This window comes from Streptosporangium sp. NPDC005286 (genome assembly GCF_040607515.1).
Taxonomy (GTDB): domain Bacteria; phylum Actinomycetota; class Actinomycetes; order Streptosporangiales; family Streptosporangiaceae; genus Streptosporangium.
Window position 1 is genome coordinate 47,900 of sequence record NZ_JBEXGU010000010.1, and the last position, 14,538, is coordinate 62,437.

General features: G+C 70.3%; 13 protein-coding genes. 6 read left to right on the plus strand and 7 right to left on the minus strand.

Going from position 1 to position 14,538, the window contains the following annotated elements:
- Window positions 1-10: 10 nt before the first annotated feature.
- Entirely contained in the window at window positions 11-997 is a 987-nt protein-coding gene (locus ABZU75_RS06215; RefSeq protein ID WP_355550046.1) for an NAD(P)-dependent alcohol dehydrogenase, read from the minus strand.
- A 386-nt stretch (window positions 998-1,383) separates the two neighbouring features.
- Here ABZU75_RS06215 and ABZU75_RS06220 point away from each other — a divergent pair, with 386 nt between their 5' ends.
- The gene (locus tag ABZU75_RS06220) at window positions 1,384-2,058 is read left to right on the plus strand and encodes a DUF2306 domain-containing protein (protein WP_355550048.1); all 675 of its coding nucleotides are present in this window, start codon (window positions 1,384-1,386) and stop codon (window positions 2,056-2,058) included.
- 146 nt (window positions 2,059-2,204) lie between these two features.
- On the opposite strand, the gene ABZU75_RS06225 is transcribed toward ABZU75_RS06220, so the two are convergent.
- From ABZU75_RS06225 to ABZU75_RS06240, 4 genes are all read right to left on the minus strand, one after another.
- Window positions 2,205-2,861, minus strand: a complete 657-nt coding sequence (locus ABZU75_RS06225; protein ID WP_355550050.1) for a response regulator transcription factor — start codon at window positions 2,859-2,861, stop codon at window positions 2,205-2,207.
- A complete protein-coding gene (locus ABZU75_RS06230) occupies window positions 2,858-3,997 on the minus strand; it encodes a sensor histidine kinase (protein WP_355550052.1) in 1,140 nt (379 codons plus the stop codon). The genes ABZU75_RS06225 and ABZU75_RS06230 overlap by 4 nt, the downstream gene beginning before the upstream one ends.
- 216 nt (window positions 3,998-4,213) lie before the next feature.
- Window positions 4,214-4,834 carry a DJ-1/PfpI family protein gene (locus ABZU75_RS06235; RefSeq protein ID WP_355550054.1) on the minus strand — a complete coding sequence of 207 codons (621 nt, stop codon included), beginning with the start codon at window positions 4,832-4,834 and terminating at the stop codon, window positions 4,214-4,216.
- Between the two features lies 1 nt (window position 4,835).
- Window positions 4,836-5,804: a DJ-1/PfpI family protein gene (locus ABZU75_RS06240; protein WP_355550056.1), complete on the minus strand. Its 969-nt coding sequence runs from the start codon at window positions 5,802-5,804 to the stop codon at window positions 4,836-4,838.
- A 207-nt stretch (window positions 5,805-6,011) separates the two neighbouring features.
- Between ABZU75_RS06240 and ABZU75_RS06245 the strand changes: the two genes are divergently transcribed.
- From ABZU75_RS06245 to ABZU75_RS06265, 5 genes are all read left to right on the plus strand, one after another.
- Window positions 6,012-6,704: a DUF998 domain-containing protein gene (locus tag ABZU75_RS06245; protein WP_355550058.1), complete on the plus strand. Its 693-nt coding sequence runs from the start codon at window positions 6,012-6,014 to the stop codon at window positions 6,702-6,704.
- Window positions 6,705-6,769: 65 nt separating this feature from the next.
- Window positions 6,770-7,135, plus strand: coding sequence for a YciI family protein (locus ABZU75_RS06250; RefSeq protein WP_355550060.1), 366 nt, complete (start codon window positions 6,770-6,772; stop codon window positions 7,133-7,135).
- Between the two features lie 253 nt (window positions 7,136-7,388).
- Window positions 7,389-8,735 (plus strand): PAS domain-containing protein, encoded by a 1,347-nt coding sequence (locus ABZU75_RS06255; RefSeq protein WP_355550062.1) that lies wholly within the window; start codon window positions 7,389-7,391, stop codon window positions 8,733-8,735.
- A gap of 67 nt (window positions 8,736-8,802) precedes the next feature.
- Complete coding sequence (locus ABZU75_RS06260) at window positions 8,803-11,856, plus strand: BTAD domain-containing putative transcriptional regulator (protein WP_355550064.1); 3,054 nt, start codon at window positions 8,803-8,805, stop codon at window positions 11,854-11,856.
- A gap of 52 nt (window positions 11,857-11,908) precedes the next feature.
- Entirely contained in the window at window positions 11,909-13,072 is a 1,164-nt protein-coding gene (locus ABZU75_RS06265; protein ID WP_355550066.1) for an FAD-dependent monooxygenase, read from the plus strand.
- Window positions 13,073-13,111: 39 nt separating this feature from the next.
- On the opposite strand, the gene ABZU75_RS06270 is transcribed toward ABZU75_RS06265, so the two are convergent.
- The gene (locus tag ABZU75_RS06270) at window positions 13,112-13,792 is read right to left on the minus strand and encodes a VC0807 family protein (protein ID WP_355550068.1); all 681 of its coding nucleotides are present in this window, start codon (window positions 13,790-13,792) and stop codon (window positions 13,112-13,114) included.
- Window positions 13,789-14,421, minus strand: a complete 633-nt coding sequence (locus ABZU75_RS06275; RefSeq protein WP_355550070.1) for a TetR/AcrR family transcriptional regulator — start codon at window positions 14,419-14,421, stop codon at window positions 13,789-13,791. Before ABZU75_RS06275 ends, ABZU75_RS06270 begins: the two co-directional genes overlap by 4 nt.
- Window positions 14,422-14,538 lie beyond the last annotated feature (117 nt).

Sequence of the window (14,538 nt, forward strand, 5' to 3'; positions counted from 1 at the left end):
CGGTGGTGCCTCAAACCGTGACGACGACCTTTCCCGGAGCGTGTCCCTCTTCCACATATCCGATGGCCGCCGGGATCTCTTCGAATGGGTAACACCGGTCGATGACCGGAGTGATTTTTCCGCCCTCGATGAGCTCGGTCAGCGTCATCAAGTTCTGTTTGTTCTCCGTGCATCCGACCACGTCCGCCATGATCGTCCTTTGGGACATGAGCCGCGACATGATGAGCGCCGAGAACATGTGGCCAACGGGTTGCAGCCACCGGCCGGCCTGCCCGCCGATGATGACGCGGGCCCCCCTGGGGGCCAACACCCGCCGGCATGCCGACGTCGAGAGGCCTCCCGCGATGTCCAGCAGGAGATCGTAGCGCTGTCCATTCCGCGTGAAGTCCTCTTTGGTGTAGTCGATGACCTCATCCGCGCCGATCGATCGGACCAGGCCCACGTTCCGCGTGCTGCAGACGCCGGTGACCTCCGCGCCGATCGCCCGGGCGATCTGCACGGCGAACGTCCCCACACCTCCCGAAGCGCCGTTGACGAGGACCTTCTGTCCCGGCTGGACTCGTCCCTTGTCGCGCAGGCCCAGCAGGGCGGTGTTGGCCGCCAGCGGTACCGCCGCCGCCTGCTCGAACGACAGGTTCTTCGGTTTCGGCGCCAGTTCGCCTTCCCGGACGCACACGTACTCGGCGAAGCCGCCCTGCTTGGGCATCGCGAACACCTCGTCGCCGGGGCGGAACTCCGTCACGTCCTTGCCGACCGCCTCGACCTGTCCCGCCATGTCGGCGCCCAAGATGTCGATCCTCGACTTGCGCAGCCCGAGGCCGCCGCTCATCAGCCGCGAGACGTACGGCTCCCCTCTCATGAAGTGCCAGTCATAGGGCTGGACGGAGGTGGCACGCACCCGGACCAGCACCTCGTCGTCGCCGGGCACGGGCTTGTCGATGTCGGTGAGATCCAGTACGTCGGGTGAGCCGTACGAACGTAGGACGAACGCTTTCATCACATTCTCCTTATCCATCGCGGGTGCGGGTGTCAGCCGTGCCGTAGATTCGTGGTCGACGTTGTGGCCCGTATCGATGGGGCGGAGGCATCGCCGGCCGGATGGCGACAAGCGTGTCTCGAGCCACCGGGAATCAGCGTAGAAGGCTGCTACAGAGGGCTCATCGGCCGAAAGTACGCCTGATTGGCGGATGATCGGCTGGCTCGGATCAGGCCGTTCTACCGATGAGCCGCCACTGTCTCAGTCGTCACGATCAGGTCATGACCGACGAGAGCCTGACAGGACACCTTCCGTCTCCGCAGTCGCCGCGAAACGGCCGGTCGGCGGATGACCGGAACACAGCAGGGACTTCCGCCGTAGCCTTCTCCGCCAGGGCGAACTGGCTCGTGCCCGCTGCGCTGGTCGTGCTCAGCGCTGTTCCGATGGCCGCCGGAGCCGTCCGCCTGACCGAGCTGACGGGCGGCGCGGAAATCACATCGGAGAACGCACGGTTCTTCGCGGCGCCCCTGCCTGTGGTGCTGCACATCCTCAGCGTCGGCCTGTACAGCATTCTGGGGGCCTTTCAGTTCGCTCCCGGCTTCCGCCGCCGGAGGCCCGCCTGGCACCGCGTCGCCGGGCGGGTTCTGGTCCCATCTGGACTCGTCGCAGCGCTTTCGGGGTTGTGGATGACCCTGTTCTATCCCCGCCCCGTCGGCGACGGCGATCTCCTCGCCGGGTTCCGGCTCGTGTTCGGCTCGGCCATGGTCCTGGCCATTGTTCTCGGCTTCGCCGCGATCCGGCGACGGGACGTCGCCAGGCACCGCGCCTGGATGATCCGCGGTTACGCGATCGGTCTGGGCGCGGGCACGCAGGTGCTGACCCATCTGTTCTGGTTCCTGTTCCTCGGCACACCTGGGGAGTTCCCCAGAGCCCTGCTCGTGGGCGCCGGGTGGATGATCAACCTCGCGGTGGCCGAGTGGTTCATCCGCAGGCGTCCGCCCCGTACCTTCACCGGCTCCGCCGATGTTCCGCGGGCGGGTCTCACCGGCCGCGGAGGAACGGGGACCCGTCACCGGGGGTAAGGGGGCGTCGTGGAGGCGGTGGGTGAGACCCGGCCCGCGGCCCGCCACGGCGGGAGCGGAGCCGCACCGAGCCGTCGCGGCGAGGGATCCGGCGGCCCGGCCGGTGGTCACCGGCGGTCATGGTAGGGGGCGTCGCCGTACCCGGCTCAGTTCCTGACCCGGTTGGTCTCGTAGGCCCACATGGCGATCTCGACGCGGTTGCGGGCGCCCAGCTTGGCCAGCAGGCTGGCGATGTGGGACTTCACCGTGCTGAGAGAGATGTGCAGCTCGTCGGCGATCTCGCTGTTGGTCCGTCCACGTGCCACGGTGGCCAGGATCTGTTCCTCCCGGGCCGTGAGCGCCTCGATGGGGCGCACCGGCGGTGTGGCGGGCACGGTGCGGGCGAAGGTTCCCAGCAGTCGGGCGGTGACGCTCGGGGCGATGAGCGCGTCGCCGTTCGCGGCGGCGTGGACGGCCTGGGAGAGCAGGTCGGCTCCGGCGTTCTTGAGCAGAAAACCCCGGGCACCGGCTCGCAGCGCGGCGTAGACGTACTCGTCGAGGTCGAAGGTGGTGATGACGACGACGGCGAGGGGGTCCTCGATGCCCGGCCCGGCGAGGGAGCGGGTGGCTCCGATGCCGTCGAGGCCGGGCATGCGGATGTCGAACAGGCACACGTCAGGGCGTAGGCGCCGCGCGAGCTGGACGGCCCGCCACCCGTCGGCGGCTTCGCCGACGACCTCGATGTCCGGCTGGGCGTCGAGAATCATGGTGAGCCCGGTGCGGACGATCTCCTGGTCGTCGGCGACGAGCACCCGGATGCTCATGTCACCGCTCCGGTTCGGGGCAGTACGGCGGTCACGGTCCAGCCTCGATCCGGGGCGGGGCCGGCTTCGCAGGTGCCGCCCAGCAGGTCAGCACGTTCGATCATGCCGATGAGCCCGTATCCCGGTGACCCGGCCGGGCGTACCAGGCCGCTGTCGCCGTCGTCGCTCACCCGCAGGCGCACCGATGTGTCGTCGGCGGCGACGCGAACCTCGATGCGGGTGGCGTGACGGGCGTGCCGTCGAGCGTTGGTGACCGACTCCTGGGCGATGCGGTAGATCGCAGCCTCGACCGGCAGGGGAAGGTCACCGATGTCGTCGGAGATCTCCACGTCGACGGACGGGCCGGAGCGGCCTGGGCTCGCGAGCTGTTCGAGGTCGGTGATGCGACGGCCGGGCGCCGACTCCGCGGGTTGGTCCCGGCGCAGGAGGCGGACCAGGGCGCGCATCTCGTCGAGGGCGCGTGCCGCCTCGGCCTCGATCACGTGGAGTGCCTCGGTCGCGGAGTTGGGCCGCGACGCCGAGGTGGCGATGCCCGCCTGTGCTCGGATCGCCATCGCCGAGATGTGATGGGCGACGGTGTCGTGCAGGTCGCGGGCCAGCCGTTCGCGTTCGAGCAGCTTGATCTGGTCGAGCTCGCGCATTCTCGCCCCGGCCCGGTAGCGGAACGTCCCGCCCAGGGCGATGGCCGAGAACGTGACGGCGAACGCGCCGACCGTGTCGCCGGGGGTGAGGCGGCCGGAGAACAGCGAGAGGGAGACCGTGACGAGCATGATCGTCAAACCGATCGCGACCTCGCGCCCCGATCCCCACCGGAACAACGAGTACAGCAGGACCAGCACGTACACCATCGTGTACGTCTCCAGGGCGTCGCCGTCCGTCAGCAGCGGGGCCAGGCTCGTGGCGGCGAAGACGATCACGACCATCAGCAGCGGCCTGGTCCGGCGCCACAACAGCGTGGGCACCAGCCCGACGGTGACGGTCACCGAGACGGCCCGCCATGGAAGATCGGGCCGCAGAACTCCTTCGAGCACCGCGACCGCCACGAGTACTCCCACGAGTGCCCAGTCCCGCCAAGCCCGCGACGGCGGGTTGGGAGGGCGGGGCTCGTCCCACACGGAGCGAAGAAGGGCGAGCACATGAACATGGTACGAAAGTCCACGCTGCTCGGGGCGGCCCAAAGTACAAGACGCACATTTCACCGTCGCGCGGCCCCGACATGTGGGGGGCCGTACCGCGCCGCTGTCCCGCGGTCGGTCGGGTGCCCGCGGGTGAGACAGTGCTCACGCCGGTACCCCACTGAGCGACGCCGACCGTGCGGATCCGCGAGGCGGACGTCGGCCACGGCACCGACGTCAATCTCTCAGCAGGGAGCGCACCAGTTCGGTGATCTCTCCGGGGGCGGTCTTCGGCGTCCCGGCGCTGAACGGTGGCTGCGGGGCGTACTCCAACCCGAGTTGGATCGCCATGGCCATGTCCGGCCCCGCCAGCAGGGACGTGAGGTAGAGCGCCATGTCGATGCCGGCCAGCACGCCGCCCGAAGTTATGATCTTGCCGTCTCTGACGAAGCGCTCGTTGACCGGCCGCGCCCCGAACTGTGCGAGCAGGTCGTAGGCCACCCAGTGAGTGGCCGCCCTGACTCCCTCCAGCAGGCCTGCCGCGCCGAGCGCGAGCGAGCCCACGCATACCGAGGTGGTCCAGGTGGTGGTCGGGTGTACGGCCTTCAGGTAGTGGATCAATTCCTGGTCCGCCATGCTCCGCTGCACGTCCTTGGCGCCCGGCACCACCAGGACATCGGGTCTGGGCAGATCGGCGAAGGAGGCGGTGGCGGTCAGCGTGACTTCCTCGTCGGCGATGACGCCTGGCCGCTCAGCCACGAAGGTGACCGTCGCGCCGGGAATGTTCCGGAGCACGAAGTACGGCCCCAGGGCGTCCATGGCGTCGTAACCCGGGTACAGGGGGATGGCGATGTGCATGTCAGTTCTCCTTGTCACGGAACCTGCGCCGGTAATCTCCCGGCGAGATCTTGAGATGCCGGCGGAAGACGCGATAGAGGGTCTCGGGCGTCCCCAGCCCCACCCGGGTGGCGATCCGGTCGAACGGCTCATCGGTGCTCTCCAGCAGTCGCTTGGCCGCCGCCGTCCGTGCGTGCTCGACATACCGCGCGGGCGGCACGCCGACCTCGGCCCTGAACACGCGTGAGAAGTGGCGGACACTCGTGTTCACGCGTCCCGCGAGAACCTCCACCGACAGGTCGGCACTGAGGTTCTCCTCGATCCATCCCTGCAGGTCGCGCAGGGGTTCGCGCTTCGGCGTCCGCGCGCTCAGCGGCGTGCTGAACTGGCTCTGCCCGCCTGGTCGCTGCAGGTACACGACCAGCCAGCGAGAGATCTCCCTGGCCAGGTCGTGCCCGTGGTCGTGGGCGACGAGGGCAAGGGCGAGGTCGATCCCCGAGGTGACCCCCGCCGAGGTCCACACGTTCCCGTCGCGTACGTGGATACGGTCGGCGTCCACCCGTACGTTCGGATGCTCGCGGGCGAGCAGGTCCCCCACCGCCCAGTGGGTGGTCGCCCGCCGCCCTTCCAGCAGGCCGGCCTCGGCCAGCAGCAACGTGCCCGAACAGATGGACCCGATACGACCTGACTCCCCGGCGAGCCTGCGCACCTCCGGTACCAACGCCGCCGTGTCGACGACAGCCATGCGGGCCGGGAGACCGCCGACGACCAGCAGCGTGTCGATCGGACCTCGCACGCTTCGCAGCGGTGTCTCGGCGGTCACCGTGACACCGGACAGGGAGCGCACGGCTCCCGCGTGGACGGCCGTGACCTCCACCCGGTAGTCGGCGCCGGGGCTCAGCAGACCGGCCGCGGAGAAGACATCGGCGGGTCCCGCGAGATCGAGCAACTGGAAGCCGTCAAAAAGCACGATGACGACGCGTTTCGGCATACCGCCCATGCTTGGCCATCCGTGGCGATGGCTGCAAGGACACATATCTTGCAGATCCGGCCATGACGAAGCGCCGCACAGTGGTGCTAAAAGATCTTGAAAAAGATTTGAGCGGGCTGTCGAATCGGGGCGGTCTCGTTCGAAGCGTGGTCAGAGGGCCGAGAGGAACACCCGAGAGCCGGCCCAGGACTCGTAAGGAGAACGGCCATGACCCAGCAGCTGACGAGGACCGCGCCCCCGGTGACCTGCGACCCGCGTACCGGTGTCACCAGGTCGCTGCTGGGCTACGGGATCATCGCCGGGCCGGTGTACGTCGGGGTGTCCCTGGCCCAGGCGCTGACCCGGGAGGGGTTCGACCTCTCCCGCCACGCATGGAGCATGCTGGCCAACGGCGACCTCGGCTGGATCCAGATCACCAACTTCGTCGCCGCCGGGCTGATGGTCATCGCCTGCGCGGTCGGCCTGGGCCGGGCCCTGGCCGGCGGGCGGGGCGCGACCTGGGCTCCCCGGCTCGTCGGGATGTACGGGGTGAGCCTGATCGGCGCGGGGATCTTCCGGGCGGATCCGGCGATGGGCTTCCCGGTGGGGACGCCGGAGGGGCCCGGGGCGGTGAGCCTGTCCGGGACGCTCCACTTCGCCTGCGGCGCGGTGGGTTTCCTGTGCGTGATCGTGACCTGTTTCGTCATCGGCCGCAGGTTCGCCGCCGCGGGCCGTACCGGGTGGGTGCTTTACTCCCGGCTCACCGGCGGGTTGTTCCTCGCGGCCTTCGCCGCCATCGCGACCGGTGCGGGCGCCCCGTGGGCCAACCTTGTCTTCACCTCCGGGGTAGTGATCGTCTGGGCCTGGCTCTCGGCCCTGTCTCTGCACCTGTACCGGCACACCGCCCCCCAGCGCGCCTGAGCGCACCCGATCCCCGCACCACACCGTCAAGAAAACAAGATCGAAGGAGACATCCGATGCGATACATGATCATTCTTAGGGTCACCAACCAGCCCACCACCCCGCCGCCGGCGGAGCTGATGGAGGCCATCGCCAAGCTCGGCGAGGAGGCCACCGGGGCCGGGGCGCTGCTCGACACCGCCGGGCTGGCCCCGAGTGCGCAGGGCGCGCGGGTCGAGCTCACCGGGGGCAGGCTGAGCGTCACCGACGGCCCGTTCGCCGAGGCGAAGGAGCTGATCAGCTACGCGCTCTACCAGGTCCGCTCGAAGGAGGAGGCCGTCGAGTGGACCTCCCGCTTCCTGAAGATCCACCGGGATCACTGGGCGGGCTGGGAGGGCGAGGCCGACGTGCTGCGCGTCTTCGGCCCCGAGGACTTCGCCGCCCCCGCCTGATCCCACCACCGTGCACGAGCCCCCGGCCGGGAACCCCGGCCGGGGGTTCGTGCGTTTCCCGGCACCTTCGCGGCCGGACGTACTCACGGGCTGGACGCGTACACCGGGAGTCGTTCGCGGGATCGCCGGCAGGCGAGGTCGGGCGTCCCGGGGAAGGGAGCGCGCGGCCGTGACCTCCACCTGGGGCCATGGGATCCGGCTGATATCGTCTCCCGAGATCGGAAGGCGGACGATGGGTTTTGGCGAGTTGATCGTGCCTAGCGGACTGGAGCAGGTCATCGGTCCGGAGGAGCTCTTCTTCTCCACGACGGATCGGCACGGGTTGATCCGCAGCGGGAACTCCGTCTTCGTCCGGACCTCCCGGTTCTCCCTGGACGAGCTCACCGGGGCATCGCACAACATCGTGCGCCACCCCGACATGCCTGCCGGGGTCTTCCGGTTGCTGTGGGACCGCTTGCTCTCCGGGCGTCCAGCGGGAGCCTACGTGCGGAACCTGGCCAAGGACGGCAGCCACTACTGGGTTTTCGCCACCATGACGCCCTCGGCGGAGGGTTTCCTGTCGGTTCGGATGGCGCCGCGGTCCGAGCTGTTCGAGGAGGTCAAGCGCATATACAAGTATGTCGCCGACGTCGAGTTCGAGGCGGCCGAGCGCGGTCGGATGAACCGGCGTGACGTGGCGCTGTTCGGTAGGGAACAGATCGAACAGCTGCTGGGAGAGCGCGGATTCGGCTCGCATGACGACTTCCTCACCGAGGCGCTGACCGCCGAGGTCGCGGCGCGCGGCCGGTTGGCTTCCGCGACCTATGCCCGGTCCTGGGCGCGGGGACCGATCGCGGAGGTGCTGGCCGGGGTCGGAGCGCTGGAAACGCTGCTGACCGGCCTGGTGGAGCGGCTGGAGAGCTATCGGGTGTTCAGCGACCGGCTCATGCGGTCGTCCACCCAGGTGCTCGACGTCGCCCGCCGGCTCGACGAGGTGGTCGCCGGAGCCCAGGTCGCCTCCGAGACGGTCGCCGACACCGTACCGGTGCTGAGCAACGTCGCCCGGGTGATGGCCACGCCGACGCGCACTGCGATGGGCACGCTGGAGCGGCTGGTGCCCAGGCTCGCCGCGCTGCGCTCGTACGTCACGGACCTGCGCTTCCGGATCGTGCTGGCGAGCCTGCACAACGACATGGTCGCCGCGTTCGCCGCCGAGGTCGCGGACGGTATCGCGCCGCGTACCTCGCTGAGCGAGGTGCCCCGGCTCTGCGATGCCGTGCAGGAGAGCGTGCTGGAGATGTCGGCCAGGGCACAGCAGGTGAACCGGACACTGCGCGAGGTCGTCTCCGAGATCGCCGAGGCGGGCGAGCGGCTCACGGAGTTCCGCTGGTTCCTTGGGAAGTGGCGGATGCTCGTCCTGCGTCACCGGGTCGAGGGCGCACTCGGTGATCTGGTGCGGCCGATCGACGACGAGTTCGCCGCGATCTGGGACGGCCTGGACATGCTGCACGCGCTGGGCAGGAAGTTCGAGGCCTCGGCCGTGCCGTTCGATGTCCGGGAGCTGGAGGCGCAGGTGGACCGGATCAGGGCCGCGGCCACCGGGTACCGCGACGCGTTCTGAGCCGGGTCCGGCCGCGAGGTTCGCGCTGATCCTCATGAAGTAGGGCGCATAGGCCACAATCGGTCTCGTGCAGTTCGGGATCCTGGGGCCGTTGGAGGTGCGGACGGAGGAGGGGGAACCCGTCTCCGTCGGCGGCCCCCGGTCGCGTGCCCTGCTGGTGCTGCTCCTGCTCGACGCGGGCCGGCTGGTCAGCGTGGACCGGTTGATAGACGGGCAGTACGGTGACGATCCTCCGGCCGGTGCGGCCAACGCGATCCAGGCCCAGGTGTCCCGGCTCCGCCGCGGCCTGCCGCCCGGCCTGATCACGTTTCACCGGGCCGGATACCGGCTCGCGGTCGACCCCGATGACGTCGACGCGCACCGGTTCGAGCGGCTCGCGCGCGAGGGGCACAGGCTGCTGACCGCAGGCCGGCATGAGCATGCCGCGAGGGTGCTCAGCGAAGGACTGGCGCTGTGGCGAGGGCCCGCGCCGGCCGGCATGCCGCAGGCGGCCCGGCTGGAAGAGCTACGGCTGGCGGCGCGGGAGGACCTGGTCGAGGCCGAGCTCGCGCTCCCGGAGGGCACCTCGATAGCCGAGTTGCGGCAGTTGGCGGCCGAGAACCCGTTGCGCGAGCGGCTGTGGGGCCAGCTCATGCGGGCGCTGCACGCCTCCGGGCAGCAGGCCGCGGCGCTGGCCGTCTTCGACGAGGTCAGGCGGCTGCTGGCGGACGAGCTCGGCGCCGATCCGGCGCCGGAACTGGCGGCGCTTCACCTGGCGATCCTGCGCGGCGCGGAGAGGCCCGGGACGGTACGGCACCGGCTGCCCGCGCAGCTCACCGGCTTCGTGGGCCGCGAGGCCGAGCTGGACCGGATCGACTCGCTGCGGGACTCCCGTCTGATCACCCTGACCGGTACGGGCGGCACCGGCAAGACGAGGCTGGCCATCGAGGCGGCCCGCCGCCTGACGCGGGACGTGTGCTTCGTCGATCTGTCCCCGCTCGACGACGGAGGTCAGATCCCCCTGGCGGTGCTCGGCGCGCTCGGTCTGCGCGAGGCGGGGCTGCGGTCACCGGTGCCGGGCCGGCTCGACCCCACGGACCGGCTCGTGGCGGCCCTGGCAGACCAGGAGCTCCTGCTCGTCCTGGACAACTGCGAGCACGTGATCGCTCCGGCCGCGGCGCTCGTCCGGCGGCTGCTCGACGCCTGCCCGGAGCTGGCCGTGCTGGCCACCAGCCGCGAGCCGCTTGGGCTCACCGGCGAGATGCTCGTCCCGCTCTCGCCGCTGGCCGTACCGCCCCCCGGCACGGATCTCGACGACGCACTCGGCTATCCCTCGGTGCGGCTGTTCATGGAGCGAGCCGCCGCCGTACGTCCCGGCTCCGTCATGAGAGCCGAGGTCGCCGAGATCTGCGGCATGCTGGACGGGCTGCCGCTGGCCATCGAGCTGGCGGCGGCGAGGCTGAGGTCGTTCACCGTCGAGGAGATCGTCGCGCGCCTGAAGGAGTACGGCCGGTTCACGCTGCTGTCCCGCGGTGATCGCACCGCGGCGGCACGGCATCGGACGCTGTACGCGGTGGTGGACTGGAGCTGGAGCCTGCTCAGCCCCGAGGAGCAGGCGCTGGCCGCGCGGTTCTCGGTGTTCTCGGGCAGCTCGTCCCTGGAGGCCGTCGAACGGATCTGCGGATCCGGCGAGGTGCTGGCCGGCCTGGTGGACAAGTCACTCATCGAGGCAGGCGACGGCCGCTACCGGATGCTCGACACGATCCGCCTGTTCTGTGCGGAGCGGCTGGCCGAGGCGGGGGAGCGGGAGCGGGTGCGTGCCGGGCACGCCGCCTACTTCCTGGAGCTGGCACAGCGCGCCGATCCGTGGTTGCGCCGGGCCGAGCAGCTCGAATGGCTGGCCCTGCTCTCCGCCGAGCAGAGCAACCTGCGGGCCGCGCTGGGCCGTGCCGTACCGGATGACCCGGAGACGGCGCTGCGGCTGATCGCGGCCCTGGCGGCGTACCAGTGGCTGAGCGGGCGGCGGGAACAGGCGGTCTCGTCGGCGCGCCGGCTGCTCGAACGGTTCGGCACCGAGCCGCCCGAAGGGCTGGAGGAGGAGTACGTCCTGTGCGTGTTGCAGGCCGTACCGCATATCCTGCCGGCGCAGTGGGCGCGGGCCGAGGAGATCATGCGGTCGCTGGACCGGGAGCTGCGCTACCCCTTCACGTCCGTTCTGTGGGGCATGGTCGCGGGGCCACCGGCTCCCGGGGCCGGCCTGATGCGGGAGCGGCTGCTCGGCTCCGACCCGTGGAGCCGAGCCGTGGCCATGCTCGGGGCGTCCCTGATGCACCTGCTTGACGGCCACGTGGCCGATGCCGAGGGAGAGCTGGAGTCGACACTGGCGAGCTTCCGCTCCGTGGGCGAGCGCTGGGGGATGGCGCAGGGGCTCGAATGGCTGGGAGTGATCGCCGGCTGGCGGGGGGACTGGGCGCGGGCCAGGCGGCTGTGGGGGGAGGCACTGGATCTGCACGAACAGCTCGGCGCTCTGGACGAGATGGTGGACGTGCTCTGCCGGAGGGCCGACGGGCTGCTGCGCGAGGGCGATGTTCCCGCGGCCCGCGCCGACCTGCGGCGCGCCACCGAGCTGGCGCGCGAGACGAGCGCGTCACACCGGTCGTCGCCGATCGAGCTGGGCTGGGGTGAACTCGCCCGGCGGTGCCGCGATCACGCACGGGCGCGCGAACACTACGCGGCGGCGCTGGACGCCGTCGGCCCAGGCGGTTACGTCACCGAGAGCATCGCGTCGCTCGTGCTCACCGCGCTGGGACGGCTGGCCGAGGCAGAGGGCGACCACGCGGAGGCCGGGCGCCGTCACGGCGAGGCGCTCGCGCTGGCGCGCACGTCACCGGCGGTGACGATGGATCTCGCCCAGGTCACCGAGGGGTACGCGGGGCTTGCCCTGCTCGAAGGCGCGGCGGAGCGGGCCGCGTTCCTGCTCGGTGTGGGGGTGGCGTTGCGCGGTGCGGCCGTCACCGGCGACCCTGATGTCGCGAGGGTCGCCGCGGGCGCCACGGAGCTCATCGGCGCGGAGGCCTTCGCCGCGGAGTTCGCCAGGGGCGCCGCGCTGAGCCGGGACGATGCGCTGACAGCCATCTCCTGACTGTCAGCCGGCTGTCACCGGCCTGTCAGCGCTCCCGGTGAGGCTCGGGGACATGAGGAACAGCAACGTCCTGATCTCCGGCGCCAGTATCGGCGGCCCCGCTCTCGCCTACTGGCTCAACCGCTACGGCCACACCGTGACCGTGGTCGAGAAGGCCCCCGCCCTGCGCCTCGGAGGCCAGGCGGTCGACTTCAAAGGCGAGACCCACCTGTCGGTGCTGGAGCGGATGGGCATCCTGGAGGACGTACGGCGGTTGCAGACCGGCGGGACCGACCAGGAGATCGTTGACGCGAACGGCCGCAGGCTGGCGGTGATGCCCGGCGAGTTCACCGGTGGCGAGCTGGAGATCCCGCGCGGGGAGTTGTCCCGGCTGCTGTACGACAGGACGCTCGCCGCCGGGTGCCGGTACGTCTTCGGCGACTCCATCACCTCGCTCACCGAGACCGAGGGCGGTGTCCACGTCACGTTCGAGCACGGCGCTCCGCGGGTCTTCGACCTGGTGGTGGGCGCGGACGGCATCCACTCCAACGTTCGCCGGCTGGCCTTCGGCCCCGAGGCCGACCATGTCCGCTTCCTCGGCCACTACTACGCCCTGGCCGACCTTCCGCAGCGCTTCGGGAAGATCGCGAAAATGTACAACGAGCCCGGCAGGCTGGTCGCCATCGGGGGGCCCGGAGCCGATGCCTTCTTCGCCTTCGCCTCGCCGCCGCTCGACTACGACCGCTACGACGTGGAGGCGATGAAGCGGATCGTGATCGACGCCTATGCCGGGATGGGCTGGCAGACCCCCGCGGTCCTCGACGCGGTACGGCAGGCGGACGACTTCTACCTCGACTCGATCAGCCAGGTCCGGATGGAGCACTACGCCAGGGGCCGTGTCGTGCTGCTCGGTGACGCCGCCTACGGCAACACGCTGGGCGGTTTCGGCACCGGCCTGGCCATGGTCGGCGCGTACGTCCTGGCCGGAGAGCTCGCGGCGGCGGACGGGGACCATCAGATCGCCTTCCGGCGCTACGAGGAGGGGTTCCGCGGCTACGCCAGGATCGCCAGGAACGGCAACGCCGGTCCCTTCCTCGCCCCCGGCACCCCGGGCCGGATCCGGATGCGCAACTGGATTTTCCGCTACGGATTCCTGCTGAAGCTGATGCTGAGGCTGACCGACAGGTTCGCGACCAACATAACCCTCAAGGACTACCCGTCGATGGTGCGCCGCTGACCCGGCGCGGGTCAGGACGCCGGTCATCGGCGGGCTCCTTCAGGTGGAGGGTGTCGGGGCGCGCTCGCGGTCGAGCGGCGCGTACATCGCGCTCCGCCTGTCGAAGAGTCCCACCGTGGCGAAGTAGACGTTGGCGATCACCATGAGCGTGATCGACGTGCCGGCGTACAGAGCGGTGCCGAGCGCGGGGACGGCGTCGACCGGCAGCGTGTAGGCCATGACCACGCGCGCCGCGGAGTCGAGGAGGGTGCCGGCGCCCCACAGGACGGTCGTGACCCGCCAGGCCCTGCGGAAGCGGGGGATCCGCTCCCACAGCACATCCCACGTCTCGCCGGTGCCGCGGACCGGGAACCTGTGCTCCAGCAGCGGCCGGCTGAACAGGAAGGTGAGCGGCATCCCGACCCGCAGGCTGGCCAGGAACCAGAGCCCGACGGCGGCCGTCAGCCACCCTTCCCTGGCGAGCAGGAACCGCTCGTTGCCGCTGATCAGCGACGCCCCCACGCCCAGCACCATCATGGCCGTCATGAAAACGGAGAGCCCGTCGACCCTGCGCTCCCTGACCAGCGTGTAGGTGCCCATGGCCGCGGGCACCACGCTCGTGACGAGCAGGGACAGGTAGACGCTCATCCCGGCCGAGCGCAGCACGTAGTACAGGGCGGCCGGTACGAGCAGGTCGGCCAGCAGGCGCAGCAGCGTGCGCCGCCCGCTCGGGGCGCTCACGGCTCGCTCCTGGTCGCCAGGTCGAACAGCGTCACCAGTTCCTCGGCACAGGCGGTGAGGTCGAGATCGGGTCTGGCCTCCAGCAGGAACGGCAGGCCGTCCAGGGCGCGCTGCACGGTCGCCGCCATGACGAAGGTGTCGAAGTCGCGGAACTCGCCGCCGCGCTGCCCGTCGCGCAGGATGCGCTGGAGGTGGCCGAGGACCTCGTTCTCGTCGCCCTCGTCGTAGGAGCGGCTCGCTCCGCCCTCATCGCGGAAGTTGAGGAAGATCTCCATCATCGCCCGCATTCGTGGGCGGTTGTCCGCGATATACGCGACCAGCGCGGTGATGTAGGTGCGCAGCGCGTCACGGGCACAGGTCACGCCGGCCATCCGCTCGGCCATGAACCGTCCGATGTGATCGTAGAACTCGGCGACGGCCGCGCTCATCAGCTCGTCCTTGCCGGCGAAGTGGTACGAGATCAGGCGGGTGCTGCTCAGCCCCGCCCGTTCGGCGATCCGGGCGAAGGACGCCTGGCCGTAGCCGAGCTCGGCGATCGTCTCGATGGTCGCCTCGATGATCTGGGCGCGCCTGGCCGCGCCGGTGAAGGAGCGCTCGGCGGGTGTTTCCCTGCCCTGACTTACTTGCATGAGTAAAAAATACGTCATACGAGTAATGCGGGCAAGCGTGCCGGGCCCGGTAAGGCCGGCTGTCCCGTCCGATTCGGGTGCCGCTCGCCGGCCGGTGAGCGGCACGCGTTCCGTGCG

Coding starts and splice junctions, on each gene's coding strand:
- ABZU75_RS06245 (WP_355550058.1), top strand. CDS start 6,012: ATGACCCAGCAGCTGACGAGGACCGCGCCCCCGGTGACCTGCGACCCG.
- ABZU75_RS06250 (WP_355550060.1), top strand. CDS start 6,770: ATGATCATTCTTAGGGTCACCAACCAGCCCACCACCCCGCCGCCGGCG.
- ABZU75_RS06215 (WP_355550046.1), bottom strand. CDS start 997: ATGAAAGCGTTCGTCCTACGTTCGTACGGCTCACCCGACGTACTGGAT.
- ABZU75_RS06240 (WP_355550056.1), bottom strand. CDS start 5,804: ATGCCGAAACGCGTCGTCATCGTGCTTTTTGACGGCTTCCAGTTGCTC.
- ABZU75_RS06265 (WP_355550066.1), top strand. CDS start 11,909: ATGAGGAACAGCAACGTCCTGATCTCCGGCGCCAGTATCGGCGGCCCC.
- ABZU75_RS06225 (WP_355550050.1), bottom strand. CDS start 2,861: ATGAGCATCCGGGTGCTCGTCGCCGACGACCAGGAGATCGTCCGCACC.
- ABZU75_RS06275 (WP_355550070.1), bottom strand. CDS start 14,421: ATGCAAGTAAGTCAGGGCAGGGAAACACCCGCCGAGCGCTCCTTCACC.
- ABZU75_RS06235 (WP_355550054.1), bottom strand. CDS start 4,834: ATGCACATCGCCATCCCCCTGTACCCGGGTTACGACGCCATGGACGCC.